This is a genomic window from Mucilaginibacter defluvii, assembly GCF_039543225.1.
Taxonomy (GTDB): Bacteria; Bacteroidota; Bacteroidia; order Sphingobacteriales; family Sphingobacteriaceae; genus Mucilaginibacter; species Mucilaginibacter defluvii.
In genome coordinates this window covers 437,231-455,726 of sequence record NZ_BAABJI010000002.1, presented here as the reverse complement: position 1 = coordinate 455,726, position 18,496 = coordinate 437,231, and the positions used below count along the sequence as shown (strand labels likewise).

General features: G+C 42.6%; 18 protein-coding genes and 1 riboswitch. Of the genes, 12 read left to right on the top strand and 6 right to left on the bottom strand.

What is annotated here, in order from left to right:
* The first annotated feature begins 95 nt into the window (after positions 1–95).
* A riboswitch (SAM riboswitch) is annotated at positions 96–208 on the top strand.
* 223 nt (positions 209–431) lie between these two features.
* The 3 genes from ABD960_RS08225 to ABD960_RS08215 are packed head-to-tail and all read left to right on the top strand — an operon-like array spanning position 432 to position 4,107.
* Positions 432–1,757: an O-acetylhomoserine aminocarboxypropyltransferase/cysteine synthase family protein gene (locus ABD960_RS08225; RefSeq protein ID WP_345330544.1), complete on the top strand. Its 1,326-nt coding sequence runs from the start codon at positions 432–434 to the stop codon at positions 1,755–1,757.
* Positions 1,758–1,816: 59 nt separating this feature from the next.
* A complete protein-coding gene (locus ABD960_RS08220; protein ID WP_345330543.1) occupies positions 1,817–2,872 on the top strand; it encodes a homoserine O-acetyltransferase family protein in 1,056 nt (351 codons plus the stop codon).
* Entirely contained in the window at positions 2,872–4,107 is a 1,236-nt protein-coding gene (locus tag ABD960_RS08215) for a homoserine dehydrogenase (RefSeq protein WP_345330542.1), read from the top strand. Before ABD960_RS08220 ends, ABD960_RS08215 begins: the two co-directional genes overlap by 1 nt.
* A gap of 53 nt (positions 4,108–4,160) precedes the next feature.
* Here the strand turns inward: ABD960_RS08215 and mutS are convergent, their stop codons facing one another.
* Positions 4,161–6,770, bottom strand: a complete 2,610-nt coding sequence (gene mutS / locus ABD960_RS08210; RefSeq protein WP_345330541.1) for a DNA mismatch repair protein MutS — start codon at positions 6,768–6,770, stop codon at positions 4,161–4,163.
* A gap of 410 nt (positions 6,771–7,180) precedes the next feature.
* Here mutS and ABD960_RS08205 point away from each other — a divergent pair, with 410 nt between their 5' ends.
* The 5 genes from ABD960_RS08205 to ppnP all read left to right on the top strand — a co-directional run bounded on the left by ABD960_RS08205 (position 7,181) and on the right by ppnP (position 10,312).
* Complete coding sequence (locus ABD960_RS08205) at positions 7,181–8,044, top strand: 3-keto-disaccharide hydrolase (RefSeq protein WP_345330540.1); 864 nt, start codon at positions 7,181–7,183, stop codon at positions 8,042–8,044.
* A gap of 72 nt (positions 8,045–8,116) precedes the next feature.
* Positions 8,117–8,503: a ribosomal maturation YjgA family protein gene (locus ABD960_RS08200; RefSeq protein ID WP_345330539.1), complete on the top strand. Its 387-nt coding sequence runs from the start codon at positions 8,117–8,119 to the stop codon at positions 8,501–8,503.
* A complete protein-coding gene (locus tag ABD960_RS08195; protein WP_345330537.1) occupies positions 8,500–9,258 on the top strand; it encodes an oxygenase MpaB family protein in 759 nt (252 codons plus the stop codon). The genes ABD960_RS08200 and ABD960_RS08195 overlap by 4 nt, the downstream gene beginning before the upstream one ends.
* 75 nt (positions 9,259–9,333) lie before the next feature.
* Positions 9,334–9,939, top strand: coding sequence for a peptide-methionine (S)-S-oxide reductase MsrA (gene msrA / locus ABD960_RS08190; RefSeq protein ID WP_345330536.1), 606 nt, complete (start codon positions 9,334–9,336; stop codon positions 9,937–9,939).
* Positions 9,940–10,027: 88 nt separating this feature from the next.
* Positions 10,028–10,312 (top strand): pyrimidine/purine nucleoside phosphorylase, encoded by a 285-nt coding sequence (ppnP, locus tag ABD960_RS08185; protein ID WP_345330535.1) that lies wholly within the window; start codon positions 10,028–10,030, stop codon positions 10,310–10,312.
* A 52-nt stretch (positions 10,313–10,364) separates the two neighbouring features.
* Here the strand turns inward: ppnP and ABD960_RS08180 are convergent, their stop codons facing one another.
* The gene (locus tag ABD960_RS08180) at positions 10,365–11,159 is read right to left on the bottom strand and encodes an SDR family NAD(P)-dependent oxidoreductase (RefSeq protein WP_345330534.1); all 795 of its coding nucleotides are present in this window, start codon (positions 11,157–11,159) and stop codon (positions 10,365–10,367) included.
* Between the two features lie 101 nt (positions 11,160–11,260).
* Positions 11,261–11,740, bottom strand: coding sequence for a hypothetical protein (locus ABD960_RS08175; RefSeq protein WP_345330533.1), 480 nt, complete (start codon positions 11,738–11,740; stop codon positions 11,261–11,263).
* Positions 11,741–11,878: 138 nt separating this feature from the next.
* On the opposite strand from ABD960_RS08175, the gene ABD960_RS08170 reads away from it, so the two are divergent.
* Both ABD960_RS08170 and ABD960_RS08165 read left to right on the top strand, forming a co-directional pair.
* Positions 11,879–12,376, top strand: coding sequence for a hypothetical protein (locus tag ABD960_RS08170; RefSeq protein ID WP_345330532.1), 498 nt, complete (start codon positions 11,879–11,881; stop codon positions 12,374–12,376).
* A 248-nt stretch (positions 12,377–12,624) separates the two neighbouring features.
* The gene (locus tag ABD960_RS08165; protein WP_232175565.1) at positions 12,625–12,843 is read left to right on the top strand and encodes a hypothetical protein; all 219 of its coding nucleotides are present in this window, start codon (positions 12,625–12,627) and stop codon (positions 12,841–12,843) included.
* 278 nt (positions 12,844–13,121) lie between these two features.
* Here the strand turns inward: ABD960_RS08165 and ABD960_RS08160 are convergent, their stop codons facing one another.
* The 3 genes from ABD960_RS08160 to ABD960_RS08150 form a co-directional block, all read right to left on the bottom strand.
* Complete coding sequence (locus tag ABD960_RS08160; protein ID WP_345330531.1) at positions 13,122–13,925, bottom strand: TIGR02757 family protein; 804 nt, start codon at positions 13,923–13,925, stop codon at positions 13,122–13,124.
* A 23-nt stretch (positions 13,926–13,948) separates the two neighbouring features.
* Positions 13,949–15,127, bottom strand: coding sequence for a cystathionine gamma-synthase (locus ABD960_RS08155; RefSeq protein ID WP_345330530.1), 1,179 nt, complete (start codon positions 15,125–15,127; stop codon positions 13,949–13,951).
* A 97-nt stretch (positions 15,128–15,224) separates the two neighbouring features.
* Positions 15,225–16,682: an NADP-dependent isocitrate dehydrogenase gene (locus tag ABD960_RS08150; protein ID WP_345330529.1), complete on the bottom strand. Its 1,458-nt coding sequence runs from the start codon at positions 16,680–16,682 to the stop codon at positions 15,225–15,227.
* A gap of 270 nt (positions 16,683–16,952) precedes the next feature.
* Between ABD960_RS08150 and ABD960_RS08145 the strand changes: the two genes are divergently transcribed.
* Together ABD960_RS08145 and ABD960_RS08140 are read left to right on the top strand one after the other, a co-directional pair.
* Positions 16,953–18,092, top strand: coding sequence for a 5-(carboxyamino)imidazole ribonucleotide synthase (locus tag ABD960_RS08145; RefSeq protein WP_345330528.1), 1,140 nt, complete (start codon positions 16,953–16,955; stop codon positions 18,090–18,092).
* Between the two features lie 44 nt (positions 18,093–18,136).
* The gene (locus ABD960_RS08140) at positions 18,137–18,487 is read left to right on the top strand and encodes a four helix bundle protein (protein ID WP_345330527.1); all 351 of its coding nucleotides are present in this window, start codon (positions 18,137–18,139) and stop codon (positions 18,485–18,487) included.
* Positions 18,488–18,496 lie beyond the last annotated feature (9 nt).

The window sequence follows — 18,496 nt, the reverse complement described above, 5'->3', positions numbered from 1 at the left end:
AACAAATTAAATTTGGAGGCAAATGTTTTTTTAACATACATTTGCAACAATATTTGGTAGCAAATATTTAAGATCAACACCCCTCAAAAAGGTTTGGTTTATAAAGAAGCGGCGAGAGAACAGGCTCAATTACCCGCTGGCAACCCTTCAGCAACTGAAGAAGGTGCCAATTCCTGCCCCGGAAGAATAACCCCGGGAAATATAAATTAACAAACGAAATGAAATATTTATTTAGCATTCCTGAAAACGTACTACAGCATAATCAATATGGTTTAAACCCTTATTGCTGTATGTGTATGTGTTGCTGCTAAGCCACACCATTAAGCACGCTGAACTTCATTTTTGTAATTCGCGTGTAGCCATTAGGGATTATTACATCCTGTTGCTAAACAAAAACATTAACCTTTTTTAAAATTAAAATCTTAAAAACCATGTCTGCTACAAACCTTAAATTCGAAACATTACAATTACACGCCGGTCAGGAAGTTGATGCCGTTACAGGTTCACGCGCTGTACCGCTATATCAAACTACATCTTACGTATTTAACAGTGCTGAGCATGGCGCCAACCTATTTGCTTTAAGGGAATTCGGTAACATATATACCCGCCTGATGAATCCTACTACCGATGTGTTTGAGAAACGCGTCGCGGCATTAGAAGGTGGTGTAGCAGCTTTGGCTACATCATCGGGCCAGGCAGCACAGTTTTTAGCGCTTAACAATATTCTGCAAGCGGGCGATAACTTTGTTACCTCGCCATTTTTATACGGCGGTACTTACAATCAGTTCAAAGTATCATTCAAAAGGTTAGGTATCGAAGCTCGTTTTGCCAAAAATGATTCGGCAGAAAGCATTGAAGCCTTAATTAATGAGGGTACCAAAGCTATCTATCTCGAAACGATCGGTAACCCGGGATTTAACATTCCTGATTTTGAAAAAATAGCAGCCGTTGCCAACAAGCACGATCTGCCTTTAATAGTTGACAATACCTTTGGCGCTGCCGGTTACCTGTTCCGCCCGTTGGAGCATGGTGCGCATGTAGTAGTACAATCAGCCACTAAATGGATTGGCGGGCATGGCACCAGCATAGGCGGCGTTATTGTTGATGGCGGTAATTACAACTGGGGCAATGGTAAATTTTCGCAATTCACCCAACCGTCCGACGGTTATCATGGCTTGATATTTAATGACGTGTTCGGCATTGGCGGCCCGTTTGGTAATATTCAATATATTATTCGCGCCCGTGTTGAAGGACTGCGTGATTTTGGCCCGTCGCAGTCACCATTTAATTCATGGTTATTGATCCAAGGTTTAGAAACGCTATCGCTGCGCGTGCAACGCCATGTTGACAACGCGCTCGAACTGGCCAAATGGCTTGAGCTGCATCCGTTAGTTGCCAAAGTAAATTATCCGGGCCTTACATCTTCACCTTACCACGAACTGGCTAAAAAATACTTAAGCAATGGCTTCGGAGCCGTTTTGTCCTTTGAAGTTAAGGGCGAAAAGGCAAATGCCACGGCGGTAATTGATAATCTTAAACTGGTAAGCCATTTGGCTAACGTGGGCGATGCCAAAACTCTGATCATCCAACCATCTGCAACCACGCATCAGCAATTAAGTGATAATGAACAGCTTGCGGCCGGTGTTACACCCGCATTGTTGCGTGTAGCTGTCGGTATTGAACATATTGATGATATAAAAGCTGATTTTGAGCAGGCTTTTGCCAAAATTGAACAAAAAGAACCAAGCCTTACATAGGCTTTTGATTATAGTTTTAAAATGCTTCCGGCGTAAAGCCGGAAGCTTAATAATAAGAAATGAGTACTGAAATATACAGGCATAAACAAAAATTCACACTTGAATCGGGCAAGGAGCTGCGCCAGTTGGAAATAGGTTTTAATACCTATGGCAAGCTTAACCAAAACCGTGATAATGTAATTTGGGTATGCCACGCGCTTACAGCCAATTCGGATGTGCTTGATTGGTGGAAAGGACTGTTTGGCGCCGAAGACTTTTTTAATCCGGAGGAGCACTTTATTGTATGCGCCAATATATTGGGTTCTCCATATGGCTCAACCAATCCTTTAAGCGTTAACCCGGTAACCGGGCAGCCTTATTATCTGGCTTTCCCGGAGATTACGATACGCGATATGGTTAAAGCTCATCGTCTGTTGGCCACGCATTTGGGCATCAATAGTATCGAAGTTTTAATAGGCGGATCATTAGGCGGACAGCAAGCCATGGAATGGGCCATCACGGAACCTGGAAAGATCAAGAACCTGATACTCATTGCCACAAACGGTAAACACTCACCATGGGGCATTGCCTTTAACGAGTCGCAACGTTTGGCCATCAGTACCGACCGCACCTTTTATGCCAATACACCACGCGGCGGCGAAAAAGGCCTGAAAGCCGCGCGTAGCATGGCTTTACTTTCATACCGTGGATATAAGGCATACAATATCACTCAGCAGGAAGATAGTAACAACCTTACCGATGGCTATAAAGCATCGAGCTATCAAAATTATCAGGGCCAAAAACTGGTAAACAGGTATAACGCCTACAGCTACTGGTACTTAACCAAGGTTATGGATTCGCACAACGTTGGCCGTAACCGTACCAGTGTTGATAAAGCGCTGAGCCTGATCACAGCCAAGACACTGGTTATCGGCATAACATCCGACCTGTTGTTCCCGATTGAAGAGCAGCGGTATTTATTTCAGCACATACCTAAGGCTGCATTTGCCGAGTTCGACTCATTTTACGGGCACGACGGATTTTTAATTGAAACAGAAGCATTAACAAATATTATCAGATCATTCCTGAAAACTGACGTTAAGGGAAAAATTATTGAATTGCAACAAACAGCATAATGAGCAAAAAACTTACTATTGGTTTATTTGGTTTCGGCGTGGTTGGACAAGGTTTGTACGACATCATCAAAACAAAGAACCTGAACCTGGAGATCGTAAAGATCGCTATTAAAAACCCTGAAAAGAAACGTACCCTGCCTGCCGATTTATTCACTACGGACAGGAATGAGATATTAAGTAACCCTGAAATAAACACGGTTATAGAGTTGATAAACGACACCGAAGCGGCTTTCCAAATTGTTGCTACCGCTTTAAAATCAGGTAAGAATGTGGTATCGGCCAGTAAAAAGATGATTGCCACGTACCTCGAGGAACTGTTAGCCATTCAGCATGAACACGGCACATCTTTACTTTATGAAGGCGCCGTATGCGGTAGTATTCCGATCATCCGTAACCTGGAAGAGTATTATGATAATGAGTTACTGCACTCTATCTGCGGTATCTTCAATGGTTCATCAAACTACATACTTTCAAAAGGTTACCTGGAAAACCTGGACTACGCAAGCGCTCTAAAACAAGCGCAAGAACTCGGCTTTGCCGAAACCGACCCTACTATGGACGTAGGCGGCTACGATGCTAAATTTAAACTGGTTATAGCTGCCGCGCATGCTTACGGTGTGGTGGTTAACCCGGATGATGTGCTGAACATTGGCATACAAAACCTTTCGGCAAACGATCTGCAATATACCCGCGAAAAGAACCTGAAAATAAAACTGGTTCCGGTTGCTAAAGAACTGGATGACCGCCATGTAGCCCTTTTTGTTTTGCCGAAACTGGTAACAGAAAGTGAATTTTTGTACAATGTGGAATACGAATACAATGGCGTTATAGTTCAAGCAGCCTTTGCCGATCAGCAATTCTTTTTCGGTAAAGGAGCCGGCGGCCATCCTACCGGCGCGGCTGTATTGTCGGATGTTGCAGCCCTGCGTTACGACTATCATTATGAATACAAAAAAGCCAAGGAAAAAGGCAGCCTTACATTTACCAACGATATTAAGCTAACTGTTTACCTGAGATATACAGATGAGAGCCTGGTTAAAGACCTTGATTTTGAACACATTTTTGAAAGCTACACGTCTGACGGTTTTAAATATGTTATCGGCAAAGTTAAACTGCAAAATCTGATCGATAATCAAAACCGCATTGCTGAAAGTAAAGCGTTCGTGGCCTTTGCCGATCAGTTGACGGGCGTAACCTTAGCTAAAGTAACTACACAGGCAGCCGAATTGGTATAACCCATCTGCTTGTACTTAAACAAAAGCTCAGGAAGTTCCGGAGCTTTTGTTTGTTAGCTTTTGATTAAACGCTGTATCTCGTCCAGTTTCATCAAAGCTTCAACCGGGGTGAGTGTGTTTACATCAAGATTGTTCAATGTATCCCGTATCTTAACCAGCACCGGGTCGTCTATGGAGAACATTTGCATTTGCACCGCCTGCTTCTGCACCTTACGGATACTTTCCTTAATATGCTCACCTCCTGTGCGTTCCGCTTCCAGTTTCTTAAGTATTTCATTAGCACGACCGAGCACCTTTGGCGGCATACCGGCCAGCTTAGCCACATGTATACCAAAACTATGCTCACTCCCACCAGGCACCAGTTTACGCAGGAATATGATCTGCTGGCCAACCTCTTTTACTGATACATTAAAGTTTTTGATGCGGTTGAAAGAATTGCTTAATTCATTTAACTCATGGTAATGTGTGGCGAACAAAGTTTTAGCCTTAGCTGATGGATGATTATGCAGGTACTCGGCAATAGCCCAGGCGATGGATATACCATCATACGTTGAAGTACCACGCCCTATTTCATCCAATAAAATCAAACTTCGGTCAGAAATATTGTTTAAAATACTGGCCGTTTCATTCATCTCCACCATAAAGGTTGATTCGCCGGAGGACAAATTATCCGACGCACCCACGCGGGTAAATATCTTGTCGACAAGCCCGATGGTAGCATCTTTAGCGGGTACAAAACAACCCATCTGCGCCATCAGCACTATAAGGCCGGTTTGCCTAAGCAAGGCCGACTTACCCGCCATGTTAGGGCCGGTGATGATAATTACCTGCTGCGTTTCCGAATCCAGGTAAACATCGTTGGTGATATATGATTCGCCCAGAGGCAAAGTTTTTTCTATAACCGGATGCCGGCCGCCTTTTATGTCGATCAGCCTGCCCTCGTTTATAACCGGCTTGGCATAATGATTTTTAATGGATATGTGCGCAAAGTTTAACAGCACATCCAGGCGGGCAATAAGTTGCGCGTTTAACTGTATCGGCTTGATGTATTCAGCAAGTGAATAAAGCAGGTCGTTGTACAACTGCGTTTCAATTACTAATATCTTTTCTTCAGCACCTAATATTTGCTCCTCATACTCCTTTAGTTCGGGGGTAATGTAACGCTCCGCATTTACCAACGTTTGTTTGCGTATCCATTCAGTTGGTACCTTGTCGCGATGCGAGTGCGTAACTTCGAGGTAGTAACCAAATACATTATTAAACGATACTTTGAGCGACGGTATGCCGGTTATTTCCGCCTCGCGCTTCTGTATCTCTAACAAATATCCTTTGCCGCCGAACGCTATTTTACGCAAGCGGTCAAGCTCCTCATTTATACCCTCGTTGATTACAGATCCTTTTATTAACGCGATAGGTGGTTCTGGGTAAAGTTCTTTCTCGATCTTCTCACATATATAAAAACACGGATTTAACTGTGCGCCAATGGTTTGCAGGGGTTGGCTTCCTGATGCCTCGCTGATCTTTTTTATTTCGCTGGTGGCTTGCAATGCTTTCTTTAGCTGGCAAATCTCCCGCGGGTTGGCTTTTTGTAATCCGATTTTTGAAATTAAACGCTCCAGGTCGCCGATCTGCCTCAGGTGCTGCTGCAAATTTTCCCGCAGCTCTTCGTGCTCAATCAGGTGTTCAACAACGTTAAGGCGATCATTTATAGGCTTTAGCTCCTTCAATGGCATCACAATCCAGCGGCGCAGCAAGCGGGCACCCATGGGCGAGCAGGTGTTGTCGAGCACATCAACCAGGGTATGCGCATTTTCATTAGCCGAGCCAACCAATTCCAGGTTACGGATGCTAAAGCGGTCGAGCCACAAATAGCGGTCTTCCTCTATCCGGCTGATGGCTGATATATGCTGCAGATTACGATGCTCAGTTTCATTAAGATAATGCAGCGCCACGCCGGCAGCTATTATACCCAGGTTCAGTTTATCTATGCCAAACCCTTTAAGCGATTGTACGCCAAAATGTTTAAGCAGCGTCTCGTAAGCATAGTCGCCGCTGTATGGCCACTCATCAAGCGAATAAGTATAAAAACGGTCGCCATAAGTGTCCTTAAAATCATGCTGGCGGCTCTTAGGATAAATTACCTCGCTTGGTGAAAAACTTTGCAGCAGCTTATCAATATAGCCGCTGTTGCCTTGCGCCGTTAAAAACTCACCTGTAGAAATATCAATCAGCGCGATGCCGATGCTATTCTTTTCAAAATACAAAGAGGCGAGATAGTTGTTGCTCTTTTGCTGAAGGATGTTATCACTAACGGCCACACCGGGTGTAACCAGTTCGGTAACGCCGCGTTTAACAATAGTTTTGGTAGTTTTGGGGTCTTCCAACTGATCGCATATCGCTACACGCTGACCTGCCCTTACCAGCTTTGGCAAATAGGTTTCCAACGAATGGTGCGGAAAACCGGCCAACTCGATATGTGTGGCGGCACCGTTTGCACGTTTGGTAAGCACTATACCTAAAATACCGGCTGCCTTAACTGCGTCTTCACCAAACGTTTCATAAAAATCGCCCACACGGAACAGCAATAGCGCGCCCGGGTACTTCGCCTTTATGGCGTTGTACTGCTGCATTAAAGGGGTTTCTTTTGTAGTTGCTTTTGCCAAATCTGTTACCTCGGTTTTTAACCTGATAAAGTTAGCCTCTTAACCCGACTTTATTGGGTTTGTTGAAAAATGGTTTTTATTAACAATCTGCACGATTAACCGCAAAACTATATGTAATGGGTGTTTTCACCCTTTTTAGTTGCGTTTAAAGTGTACCCATTATGGGTTATACAACTCACGGCAAAACACAGCCGTGTGATTAATTTTACAACGTGGTAATACCTAATACCCATCACATTAGCAGTTTTCTCACATCTACCTATAAGCTTTATGTATTGCCCGCGGTTTGTGCTTGAACCGCGGCGCAAACATAAAGTTCATCCAATCCATCTTGTTAATATAACACCATGTTTTGGTAAAATAATAATGCTGCAAGGCGGTAATTTAACAGCGATAAATTAAAACCTTAAATGAAACGCATTTACTACCTGCTTACTCCCGCTCTCATCATCTTTTTCACTTCGTTTACCAATAACTACGGATGGACGCCGTTGCTTGATAACAAGTTAAGCAAATGGGAAACTTACTTAAGCTATCGGCATAAGGATGGCTACAAGGGCGCAATGCCGGTTGACAAAAACGGTAAACCTGTAAAACCTATCGGCTATAATAATGATAAGACCGGCGTATTCACCCTTGTAAAAAATAGCACGCAACCGATATTACATGTTAGCGGCGAGGTTTACGGGTGCTTGTACACCAGGCAGTCCTTCAAAAATTATCGTTTAAAACTGAAGGTAAAGTGGGGAGATAAAAAGTGGGTTCCGCGGTTAAACGAGCCCAAAGATTCGGGTGTTATTTATCACTCCAACGGAGAAGCGGGTGTAGACTACTGGCGATCATGGATGCTTGGCCAGGAAATGCAGGTAATGGAAGGCGGCTGCGGCGATTACTGGTGCATTGCTTCATCAGCGGGTTACATTAAAACTAAAAAAACACCGGCTAAAAAAGACACCATGGTATACGACCCGGCAGGTGTAAAAACATTTATGGGTGCAGGCAATAATTTTGTACAGCAAAGCCATAATTACGAAAAGCCAAATAATGATTGGAATACTCTTGAGCTAATATGCTTTGGCGACAAAAGCCTGCACATATTAAATGGCCATGTTGTTATGGCGCTGAGCGGCTCATCATACAAAGATGGCGACACCTACAAACCACTTACTGGCGGGCGGTTGCAAATTCAGAGCGAGGCGGCTGAGGTCTATTATAAAGACATATATATTAAACCGATTAAGTCACTGCCTAAAAATTATCAAAAATATTTTTAACAGAACTGTCTGCAAATGCTTGCATTTTATAATGATAAACATTTACTTTGTATTTAAAAGTACTTTTTAAATATGAAATTCATTAAATTTTATTTCATTCTCTTTATAACACTCTTTCTGGTTGAGTGCCTGATTGCGCTTTACGTTAACGATTCCATCATCCGCCCCTATTTTGGCGATCTGCTGGTTGTAATTATGGTGTATTGTTTTGTGAAGACCTTCTTCCATATCAGCCCTGTTCGTGCTGCCTTTGGATCCCTGACTTTTGCTTACCTGGTTGAGTTTAGTCAGTACATGAACTTAGCCGCGCGGCTCGGCCTGCAACATTCGAAATTAGCCGTAACTGTAATGGGGTATGCTTTTTCATGGGTGGATATGCTGGCGTATACGCTCGGCGCCATCATCGTTATCATCATTGAAAAGCAAAGAGGCAACACATTTAAAGCCAGCATTATATGAGAACTTTCGTAGCTAAAGATTCAATAGTGCGACAAATTTGGGGAAATGCAGATACGGTACTTTTTATATTTGCCGGTGCCGCATCAGAATTCTCGCTTAACAAAGCGGTAGACTGGTTATATTACACAGGTAAGTTACCTGCTGATCCTTTAGACCGTCTCTTTTCAACAGTAGCTTATTCACGTTCGATCATATTTGCTGATGAGGATGTAGCGCTTCAGGCTATTAACAGAATAACCGCCATACACCAGGGCGTTGAGAAAAGCCGCGGCTCGCAAATACCTGATTGGGCTTACCGCGATGTCTTGTTTATGTTGATAGATTATTCTATCCGCTCGTTTGAATTATTGGAACGCAAGCTCACTCCCAGGGAAAAACAGGAAGTTTTTGATGTGTTTTACCGTATGGGTATGCAAATGAGCCTTAAGCAGCTACCAGCATCACATACTGATTGGTTGATTGCCCGGCAAGAGCACCTGGAGCAAAACCTCATAAAAAGCGAATTCAGCATTGACCTGTATAAACAGTATAAAAAACATTTGGGCTGGTTGCGCTATCATATTATGCTGGGCGTACAATCTATATTAGTCCCAACAGTAGTAAAGCAGCACCTTGGTTTAAATAACGCGCTTTGGATTAAACCGGTGCTATTCGTCTATAAAAAACTGAAGTATGTAAACCTGGCGGCGCTGGCAAAAAACCTTTTATTGCCTGTTAAGTATAAACAGCAAATAGCCCAGCTTAATGTACGGTAATGTCGGCAATTTGTAAAACTGAACGGTTTATAAACTATATTGCCCGCAGCTCCGTACATCATTTAAATAACAATCATGATGAGAAAGATTTGGATAATGGTGATCGCCTTACTGATTGCCGCCATAAATGTAAATGCACAATCGAAAGCTAAAACCGAAAAAGCTACATTTGGTATGGGTTGCTTTTGGTGTACCGAGGCAATATTTCAGCAATTAAAGGGTGTTAAAAAAGTGGAGTCCGGTTATTCGGGCGGTACGGTGTCTAATCCTACCTATGAAGACGTGAGCAGCGGCCAAACCGGCCATGCCGAAGTAATTCAAGTTACTTATGATCCGGCCGTGATCAGCTATAAAGACCTGCTGGAAGTGTTCTGGAAAATGCATGATGCAACTACACTTAACCGCCAGGGTGCTGACGTAGGCACACAATACCGTTCGGTGATATTTTACAGCAACGCTGACCAAAAAGCATTAGCCGAAAAATATAAAAATGAGTTAAACGCGCAAAATGCCTTTGGCAAGCCGGTAGTAACCCAGATTGCACCACTGAAAAACTTTTATAAAGCCGAGGATTATCATCAAAACTATTATAAGCTGAATGGCTCACAACCATATTGCCGTATAGTTATTAAGCCAAAGATGGATAAACTCGAGAAAATTTTTAAAGATAAGCTCAAGTAAAAAAAGCGCGCACTGCCCCATATTTTTAACACTTGTTGCGGCGTATTATTTTAATTTACATATTGAAACCCATTTATATAGATAAATTATGATAAACGTAAATGAATATTTTGAAGGCGCTGTTAAATCGCTTGCCTATACTTCTGCCGAAGGTAAATCAACTATAGGTGTTATTGAGCCGGGTGAGTATGAATTTGGCACATCACAGCACGAAACCATGAAGGTAATTGAAGGCACGTTGCATGCCCTGCTACCGGGTGGTGAATCAACGTGGCAGGCATATACAAACGGCGAATCGTTTGAAATTGAAGCCAATCAAAATTTCAAAGTTAAAGCCGACACACAGGTTTCTTACCTCTGTAAATACCGCTAAATAAAAACGCCGCTTAATTAAAGCGGCGTTTTTATTTAATACTTAGTTTTATTTAGATAATAAGTTTCGCTACGCCCCCATCAGCACGTAAAGCGCTGCCGTTGGTAGCGGCTGATAACGGGCTTGCCACGTAAGCTACCAGGTTTGCAATTTCATCAACACTGGCAAAGCGCTGTATCAATGATGTTGGGCGTGCCGTTTTGAAGAAATCGCGTTCAGCGTCTTCAAGCGTAACTCCTTGGCCTTGGGCTAATTGACTAACAAACTCATTTACCCCTTCTGAACGTGTCGGCCCGGGCAGTACCGCGTTTACGGTAACATTAGTTCCCTTAGTTAGCTCGGCAAGGCCGCGGCTAATGGTTAGCTGGGCGGTTTTCGTTGTGCTGTAGTGTATCATTTCCTCGGCCACGTTTATGCCTGATTCGCTGGAAATAAATATTACGCGCCCCCAGTCCTTTTTAAGCATCTTTGGGAAGTAATGCCTTGACAGCCTGACACCGCTTAATACGTTAACTTCAAAAAAGCGCAGCCATTCCTCATCGCTAATTTGCTCAAATGGTTTCGGCTCGAATATACCCGCGTTGTTAACCAGTATATCTACTTCGTCAACAGCTGCAAGTAATGCATCCACATCGTTTGCGCTCGCAAAGTCCGCAGCTACGCCGCTTACATCAGCGCCGGGCACTTCTTGTTTTAACTTCGCTACAGCATCATCAAGTTTTTGCTGATTGCGGCCATTAATAATAACCCTGGCCCCTTCTGTAAGTAGTCGTTTTGCTATGGCATATCCAATGCCTTGAGTAGAACCGCTAACCAAAGCAGTTTTTCCTTTTAACTGTAAATCCATGTTTGTAAATGTTTATGCATTGCTTTTTGCAATGCGTATTCAAATTAACATACAGTTGCCGTCAGTTTTGTTATTGTAGTGTAAAGCCTTTAGCCGACGGATTATTTACAGTCAACCTTATCATATACTACTGTATAATCTGCCTTGGCATCTGTAACCTGGCGGCCATCTTTAGCATTCACCTTAAACGGTTTCTGTAAAAGTTTATCACCCGGAAAACTGAATTCTACCGCCATAGTATCCTTCATTCCTTCCTGCATAAATGTCCATACCGCTTTGATGATGTTACCGTCCTGAGTCCCTTCCAGTGTGCCCTTGCGCGCATCCTTTTCTTTCGGCAGCCATTGCATATCGCCGGTAACTTTATTGCCGTCTATCATCAAATGTACTTTAGTACTATCCTGCTTTTGGGTTCCTTCAGTATTTAAAAAACATATATGGCCGGGCGCAGCCGCTTGCGCTGTGGTATCATTGTTCGCGCTATCTGCCGCTATACTATCAGCAGTTTTTGTGTTTGGGTTTGAGTTGCAGGCTGCGAAGGCCGCTGTAATTGCTAAAATTGGAAGATATTTAAATTTCATGGTAATAGTGATTATGTACTTTGATACAATCCAGCATGCTAATTGTTGAGTTCAAATAACTGATTTAATTTTCATGACCAGGCATTTTTGGCATAGTTATAGCATAGGTTAATACAAATAACTTAAAAGAAAAAAATTATGAAACGAGTAAGTTTAATAGCATTGGCAGTAAGCGCAACATGTGCGTTTGGCTATGCAAAAGTTACCACAGATCAGAATAACAATACTAACCGTACACCTATAGCCTATCATCAAATTGATGGCATGCAGCAAGACACTGTTCCTGCAACTAAGAAAGGTACCACTAAACAGGTTAGGCCAGGCTCAACCACGCCTGGTACAACACCAGTAAACCCGGCTAATCCGAGCCCGACAAGCCCGAATACCAACCCGGTAAATCCGGCTAATCCAACGGCGCCTACAACAACGCCTAACACAACACCGGCGCCAACTAGTCCAGCGAGCCCGACGGTACCACCAACAACTACTAGTCCGACTACGCCACCGACTACGAGTCCAACGGCGCCAACAACTAGTCCGACTACGCCGACTACAAGCCCAACCACTTCACCAACAGGTAGCGGGACAGGTATGGGAACTGGTACAACCGGCGGCGGTATGTCACCTCAGAAATAATATAATATGAGCAGCGCAATCTATGCGCTATATGGAAAAGCGGTACAGTAAATCACTGTATCGCTTTTTTGTTACTTGCTTTTACAGAAACATCCGCGAGAAAAATGTTAAAAACATGATTTTGTGCATAAAAAACGTTCAAAAAATGCTTGTTGCTATTCTTTTGTTTAATGCAAAGGTTTATGTTTGTTTCAAACAAATAATGTAAAATCAACATTTACTTAGTAGAAACAAATTAAAATCTAGTTATGGCAACAAAAAGCGAAGGCGCAATCACCGCCTATTCAGTAAAAACCAAAACCAAAAACGTTCCAATCATTGATCCGGTAATCGACGTAAAAGCTGGTCGCTACATTGCAACCGGTAAAGATAAAGACGGTAATAAACTTGCCGCCATACTTGGTAAGGCTAAAGCTGAAGAGCACATTAAAAATGGTGCAGCTAAAAAAGGTTCAGGCTGGGAATAATCACCAAAGAGAACACACCGAAAAAAAATGCCCGTAAAAATTACGGGCATTTTTTATTTATTACGAATTTATATACTTAGATCGATTTAGCTAATGTTCAAAATAAAAGACACATTGAATGATGTGCCTTTCTATTAGGTTTGCGATTGGTATTTCGTTGTAAATATGCGCATTAAGGATAAATTTCGCAACTGAGGATGTAATAAGTTCTCCACATTTCCGTTTTACTGATTTACCTTTCAGCACTACAGGTACTTACATGTTAACAAAATTGTCTGTTAAAATTTTTCCTCGATACCTAAACCAAACAGCGCGAAATCGTACTTAACGGGATCATCGGCATCAAATTCCTTTAATTTATTGGTGAGTTCAACGGCGGTTTGCCAATCCGTTTGCTTTCTGGTTATCAACAACAATTTGCGGGCTACCCTATTCACGTGCAAGTCGCAGGGACAAATCAAATCAGCAGGCTTTATGCGATTCCAGATGCCAAAGTCAACCCCACAGCTATCCTTCCTTACCATCCAACGCAAAAACATATTCAACCGCTTACAGGTTGATTTTTGTGAGGGCGACGATACATGTTTCTTTGTACGATGCGGATAATCAGGCAGCGAAAAAAAGTATGACCTGAAATAATTTAAAGCCATCTCCGCATTCCAATCAACCGAACCCGAGGGCATAAAAGCATCTTCTAATGAATCAAACCGCTCATAATGCTGCCTGAAGAAAGCTATAAAATACAGCGTATCAATGTCATTAAATGTGCGGTGCTTAAAGTTGAGCAGTTTTTTCAGGTCGGGTTCCTCATGGTTTATAATGAAATCATAGGGCGCGCCATCCATCAGGCTGATCAACTCCTTACATTTTTTAATGATGGTTCCCCTTTGCCCCCAGGCCAACGTAGCCGCCCAAAATCCCATGATCTCAATATCCTGCTTTGTAGTAAACATATGTGGTATGCTTACCGGGTCAGGTGTTATAAATTCAGGACGGTTGTATTGTGCAACTTTAGCGTCGAGGAAAACTTTGAGCCCCCCTTCCCCCTGAAGGGGGAGTTCTTGAAACTTGCTTATGAGCATAAATCAGGGTTCCCCTTTAGGGGTTAGGGGTTTAGTGCTTGTTTTAAATCATCCAGTAAATCATCAATATCTTCCACCCCTACGCTCAGGCGCAACAGGCTGTCAACCACGCCTACTTTTTCGCGTATGTCTTTTGGTATGGAGCCATGCGTCATGGTAGCCGGGTGATTAATCAATGATTCTACACCGCCCAATGATTCGGCCAAAGAGAATACCTTGAATGAGGATGCGATTTTAAAGGTATCATCTAACGTAGCATCTTTAAGGGTGATGGAGATCATGCCGCCAAAATCGCGCATCTGCTTTTTGGCTACTTCGTGGCCGGGTGCATCCTCAAAGCCAGGCCAGTATATTTTACCAACCTTCGGATGATCTTTTAAGTACTCAGCTACTTTACGGCCGTTTTCGCAATGAGCTTTCATACGCAGGTGTAAAGTTTTTATACCACGCAATACTAAAAAGCTATCCATCGGTCCAGGTGTGGCACCACAGGCGTTGTATATAAACCATAGCCTTTTGTACAAATCCTCATCATTCAGCATCAGCGCGCCCATTACCACATCCGAGTGGCCCCCTATGTATTTTGTTACTGAATGCATCACAATATCAGCACCCAGGTCAATAGGGTTTTGCAGGTATGGCGAAGCGAAGGTATTATCAACCACCAGCTTAACGCTTTTTTCTTTGGCTATTTTGCTAACTGCTTCAATATCCACAATCTGCATGGTGGGGTTAGTTGGTGTTTCCACCCAGATGAGCTTGGTGTTATCATTAATATACTTACGTATGTTTTCCGGATCGGCAAAGCTGATAAAATGAAATTTTATGCCGTAATTAGCGAATATCTTAGTAAAGATACGGTATGAGCCACCATACAGGTCATCGCCAGTAATCACCTCATCGCCTGGCTGCAATAACTTCATCACAGCATCTGTCGCACCCATGCCACTTGAAAATGCAAGGCCGTATTTAGCGTTCTCCAGCGCTGCTAAACAATCTTCCAACGCCTTGCGGGTAGGGTTTGTGCCGCGTGAATACTCAAAGCCTTTATTGTCTCCCGGCGAAGCCTGCCAGTACGTTGAAGTTTGATATATCGGCGTCATGATGGCACCGGTGGTTGGATCGGGCTCCTGCCCTGCGTGTATTGCTTTGGTTGCGAATTTCATATTGTTGATTTTTTTATACTCACCATTAGTATTCATGCTTAATGATGTTGGTTTTAAAAGTAATAAAATCCGGAATACTCCTTAAACAAAAAATGCCGGTGATTAGCCGGCATCGTAGTATATGATATTTAAATTACTGTCCTTGTGCTAACGAGTAACCTGGTTTACCATCAAATATGTTAAGCAGTTCTGTTGAACATACCCGCACGCTATCTGATAATTCAGCGGCGATAGCGAATACGTCACGCGGGGTTAAAGTTATACCATCAGTTTTTTCGTAACGGATGCGTGATTGGTTAACCAACTCGGTAAATATGGAACCCGTTGGCCAAACCTGCGTACCACGGTTAGAGATCATTACCAACTTGAATTTATCGTTCAGTTTTGATTTGGCTATCTCTGCAATTTCAGCAGGCTGCAAGGCTGTTTCAATAAAAATATCTACACCCTGAATTTCTTTAGCAACATCAGGATTGGTATCGGTTACTTTATTTTGCGCTGGTCTTGTTACCGGCTTGCGTGTTTCAAAATTAGGCTGAGCTACTACACTGCCATTGGCTGGCACCTGGCCTAAGTTAGCTATAATGGCATCAGCAAAACCTTGTGTATTTACTGATTGGGTTGAGCGGTCACCAAAATCGCCGGTATGCACGCCTTGTTCTAAAGTGTAAAGTAACGAGTTTTCAATTGAAGCGGCGTTTTCAGTTAAACCCAGGAAACGCAGCATGGATATACCTGAAAGTAATAAAGCCGTTGGGTTAGCTATACCTCTACCGGCAATATCAGGTGCGGTACCATGTACGGCTTCAAAAATTGATATATTATCGCCTATGTTTGCAGACGGTGCAAAGCCTAAGCCACCTACCAGGCCTGCACAAAGGTCAGACACGATATCGCCTTGTAAATTGGTTAATACGATGGATTCAAATAATTCCGGACGAGAAACCAGTTTCATACAAAGGTCATCAACGATAATGTCTGATACTTCAATCTGCGGATATTCTTTGGCTATCTCATAAAAAGTTTCCAAAAATATACCGTCAGTAAGTTTCATAATGTTGGCTTTATGGCCGCAAGCCAGTTTTTTCAAACCTTTGCGTTTAGCCATTTCAAAAGCGTAGCGTATAACCTGTGCCGAACCCGGGCGGGTTATAATACGGCGGCCAACCGCAACATCATTAGTGATCATGTGCTCAATACCACCGTAAGTATCCTCAATATTCTCGCGGATAATGGTGATGTTGATGTTCATTCCTGCTTTTGAAAATACGGTATCAACACCGTTAAGCGTACGGAAATCGCGTTGGTTAGCATAAGTGTTCCATACCTTACGGGCGGTAACGTTAATGCTTTTTACACCCTTGCCTTTAGGAGTTTCCATCGGGCCTTTAAATAATATACCCAAATTTTCAATAGTAGCTTTTGCCTGCTCGGTCATGCCGGTTGAGTGCCCTGCGTCAAAATATGATTTGCCCATTTCAACAAATTCATATTCCAAATCTACATTGGCCGCGCTAAAAATCTTTAATACGGCGTCCATTATCTCAGGACCTATACCGTCGCCATTGGCTACTGCTATTTTTGTTTTCATTGAGTACAATTTAAATGTTCAAACAACTGATTTGAAAAACGGTGCAAATATAGAGTTTTAAAACCGCTGTTTGAAGCGTCAACAGTCAAATTAGTATAAGGTTTGCGCCTAAACCGGTTAAGATGGTATTATTATTTAGCCTTAAGCAGATAAAATTCGCATACTTATCTATCATAATTTTCATAAAGAATTACTATGTAACAACACTACATTTAAAGCTAATCAGGCACTTTTACACCTTAACTAAAATGCTTTACTTTGCAGGTAACGATGAAAGCATTTTACGGCGATTTAAAATTAGGAATATTGGGCGGCGGTCAGCTTGGGCGTATGCTGATACAACAGGCTATAAACTATAACGTTACGGTAAAGGTGCTCGACCCGGACCGTGAAGCGCCATGCCGCAAACTTTGCGAAGAGTTTACAGTAGGTTCACTTAGCGATTACGCTACGGTGTACAACTTTGGCAAAAAGGTTGACCTGTTGACCATCGAAATTGAGAAGGTTAATGTGGATGCCCTGGAGCAACTTGAGCGTGAAGGCGTATTGGTTTACCCGCAATCGCGGGTGATCAGGCTGATACAGGACAAAGGTTTGCAAAAGCAATTTTTTAAAGAGAATGATATACCCACAGCGGAGTTCCAGATCATCTCCTCGCCCGAACAACTAAAGAATAGCGTGATCCCATTTCCGTACATACAAAAACTACGCAGGGATGGTTATGATGGTAAAGGTGTATATAAGGTAGTGAGCGAGGATGATTTGGCGGGCGCTTTTACCGAACCAAGCCTTGTTGAGCGTTGGGTTGATTTTGAAAAGGAGATAGCCGTAATAGTTGCCCGTAATGAAAGCGGAGAGATTAAAACCTTCCCGATGGTAGAAATGGAATTTAATCCGAAAGCTAACCTGGTTGAGTTTTTAATTGCTCCCTCAACCCTACCATTTGAAGTTCAGCAGGAAGCCGAGCAGATAGCTAAAAAGATTGCCGATGATTTAAAGATAGTTGGTTTATTAGCAGTAGAAATGTTTTTAGATAAAAGCGGAAAGATACTGGTTAATGAATTGGCTCCGCGCCCGCATAATAGTGGGCACCAGACTATTGAAGGCAACACCGTATCGCAATTTGAACAACATTTGCGTGCCATATTCAACCAGCCGCTTGGCGACACTGCCTGCCTTAACAATGCTATCATGATCAACGTATTGGGCGAACCTGGCCACGAAGGCCCGGCCGTTTACCAGGGAATTGAAAAGGTATTGAAATGCGCCGGTGTATATGTTCACTTATACGGTAAGGCCTTAACAAAGCCCTTCCGTAAGATGGGCCACGTTACCATTGTTGATGCCGACAGAGAACAAGCTATAGAAAAGGCAAGATTTGTGCAGAAGACATTGAAGGTAGTTAGTTGAGATTTTTAGTTCATAGTTCATAGTTCATAGTAAAAAATCTTTTTGTGGCATTTAGATTTGAAGATTTACAGGTTTGGCAAAGAGCTATGGACCTTGATGATGAGATTGATCGACTTACAAAAAACTTCCCTAAAGAGGAGCTCTTTATATTAACATCGCAAATTAAAAGGGCGGCAGATTCTGTTGTACTTAATATTGCAGAAGGCTCAACAGGACAAACTAAGGCTGTATTTAAAGTATTTTTAGGCTATTCTTTACGCTCAGCAATTGAAGTGGTTAGTTGCCTTTTTATAGCAAAACGCAGAAATTATATTTTAGAAGAAAATTTTGAGAAATTGTATCATGACTATGAGGCTCTTGTTAAAATGATCACTGCATTAAGGAATTCTATTTGATACTATTAA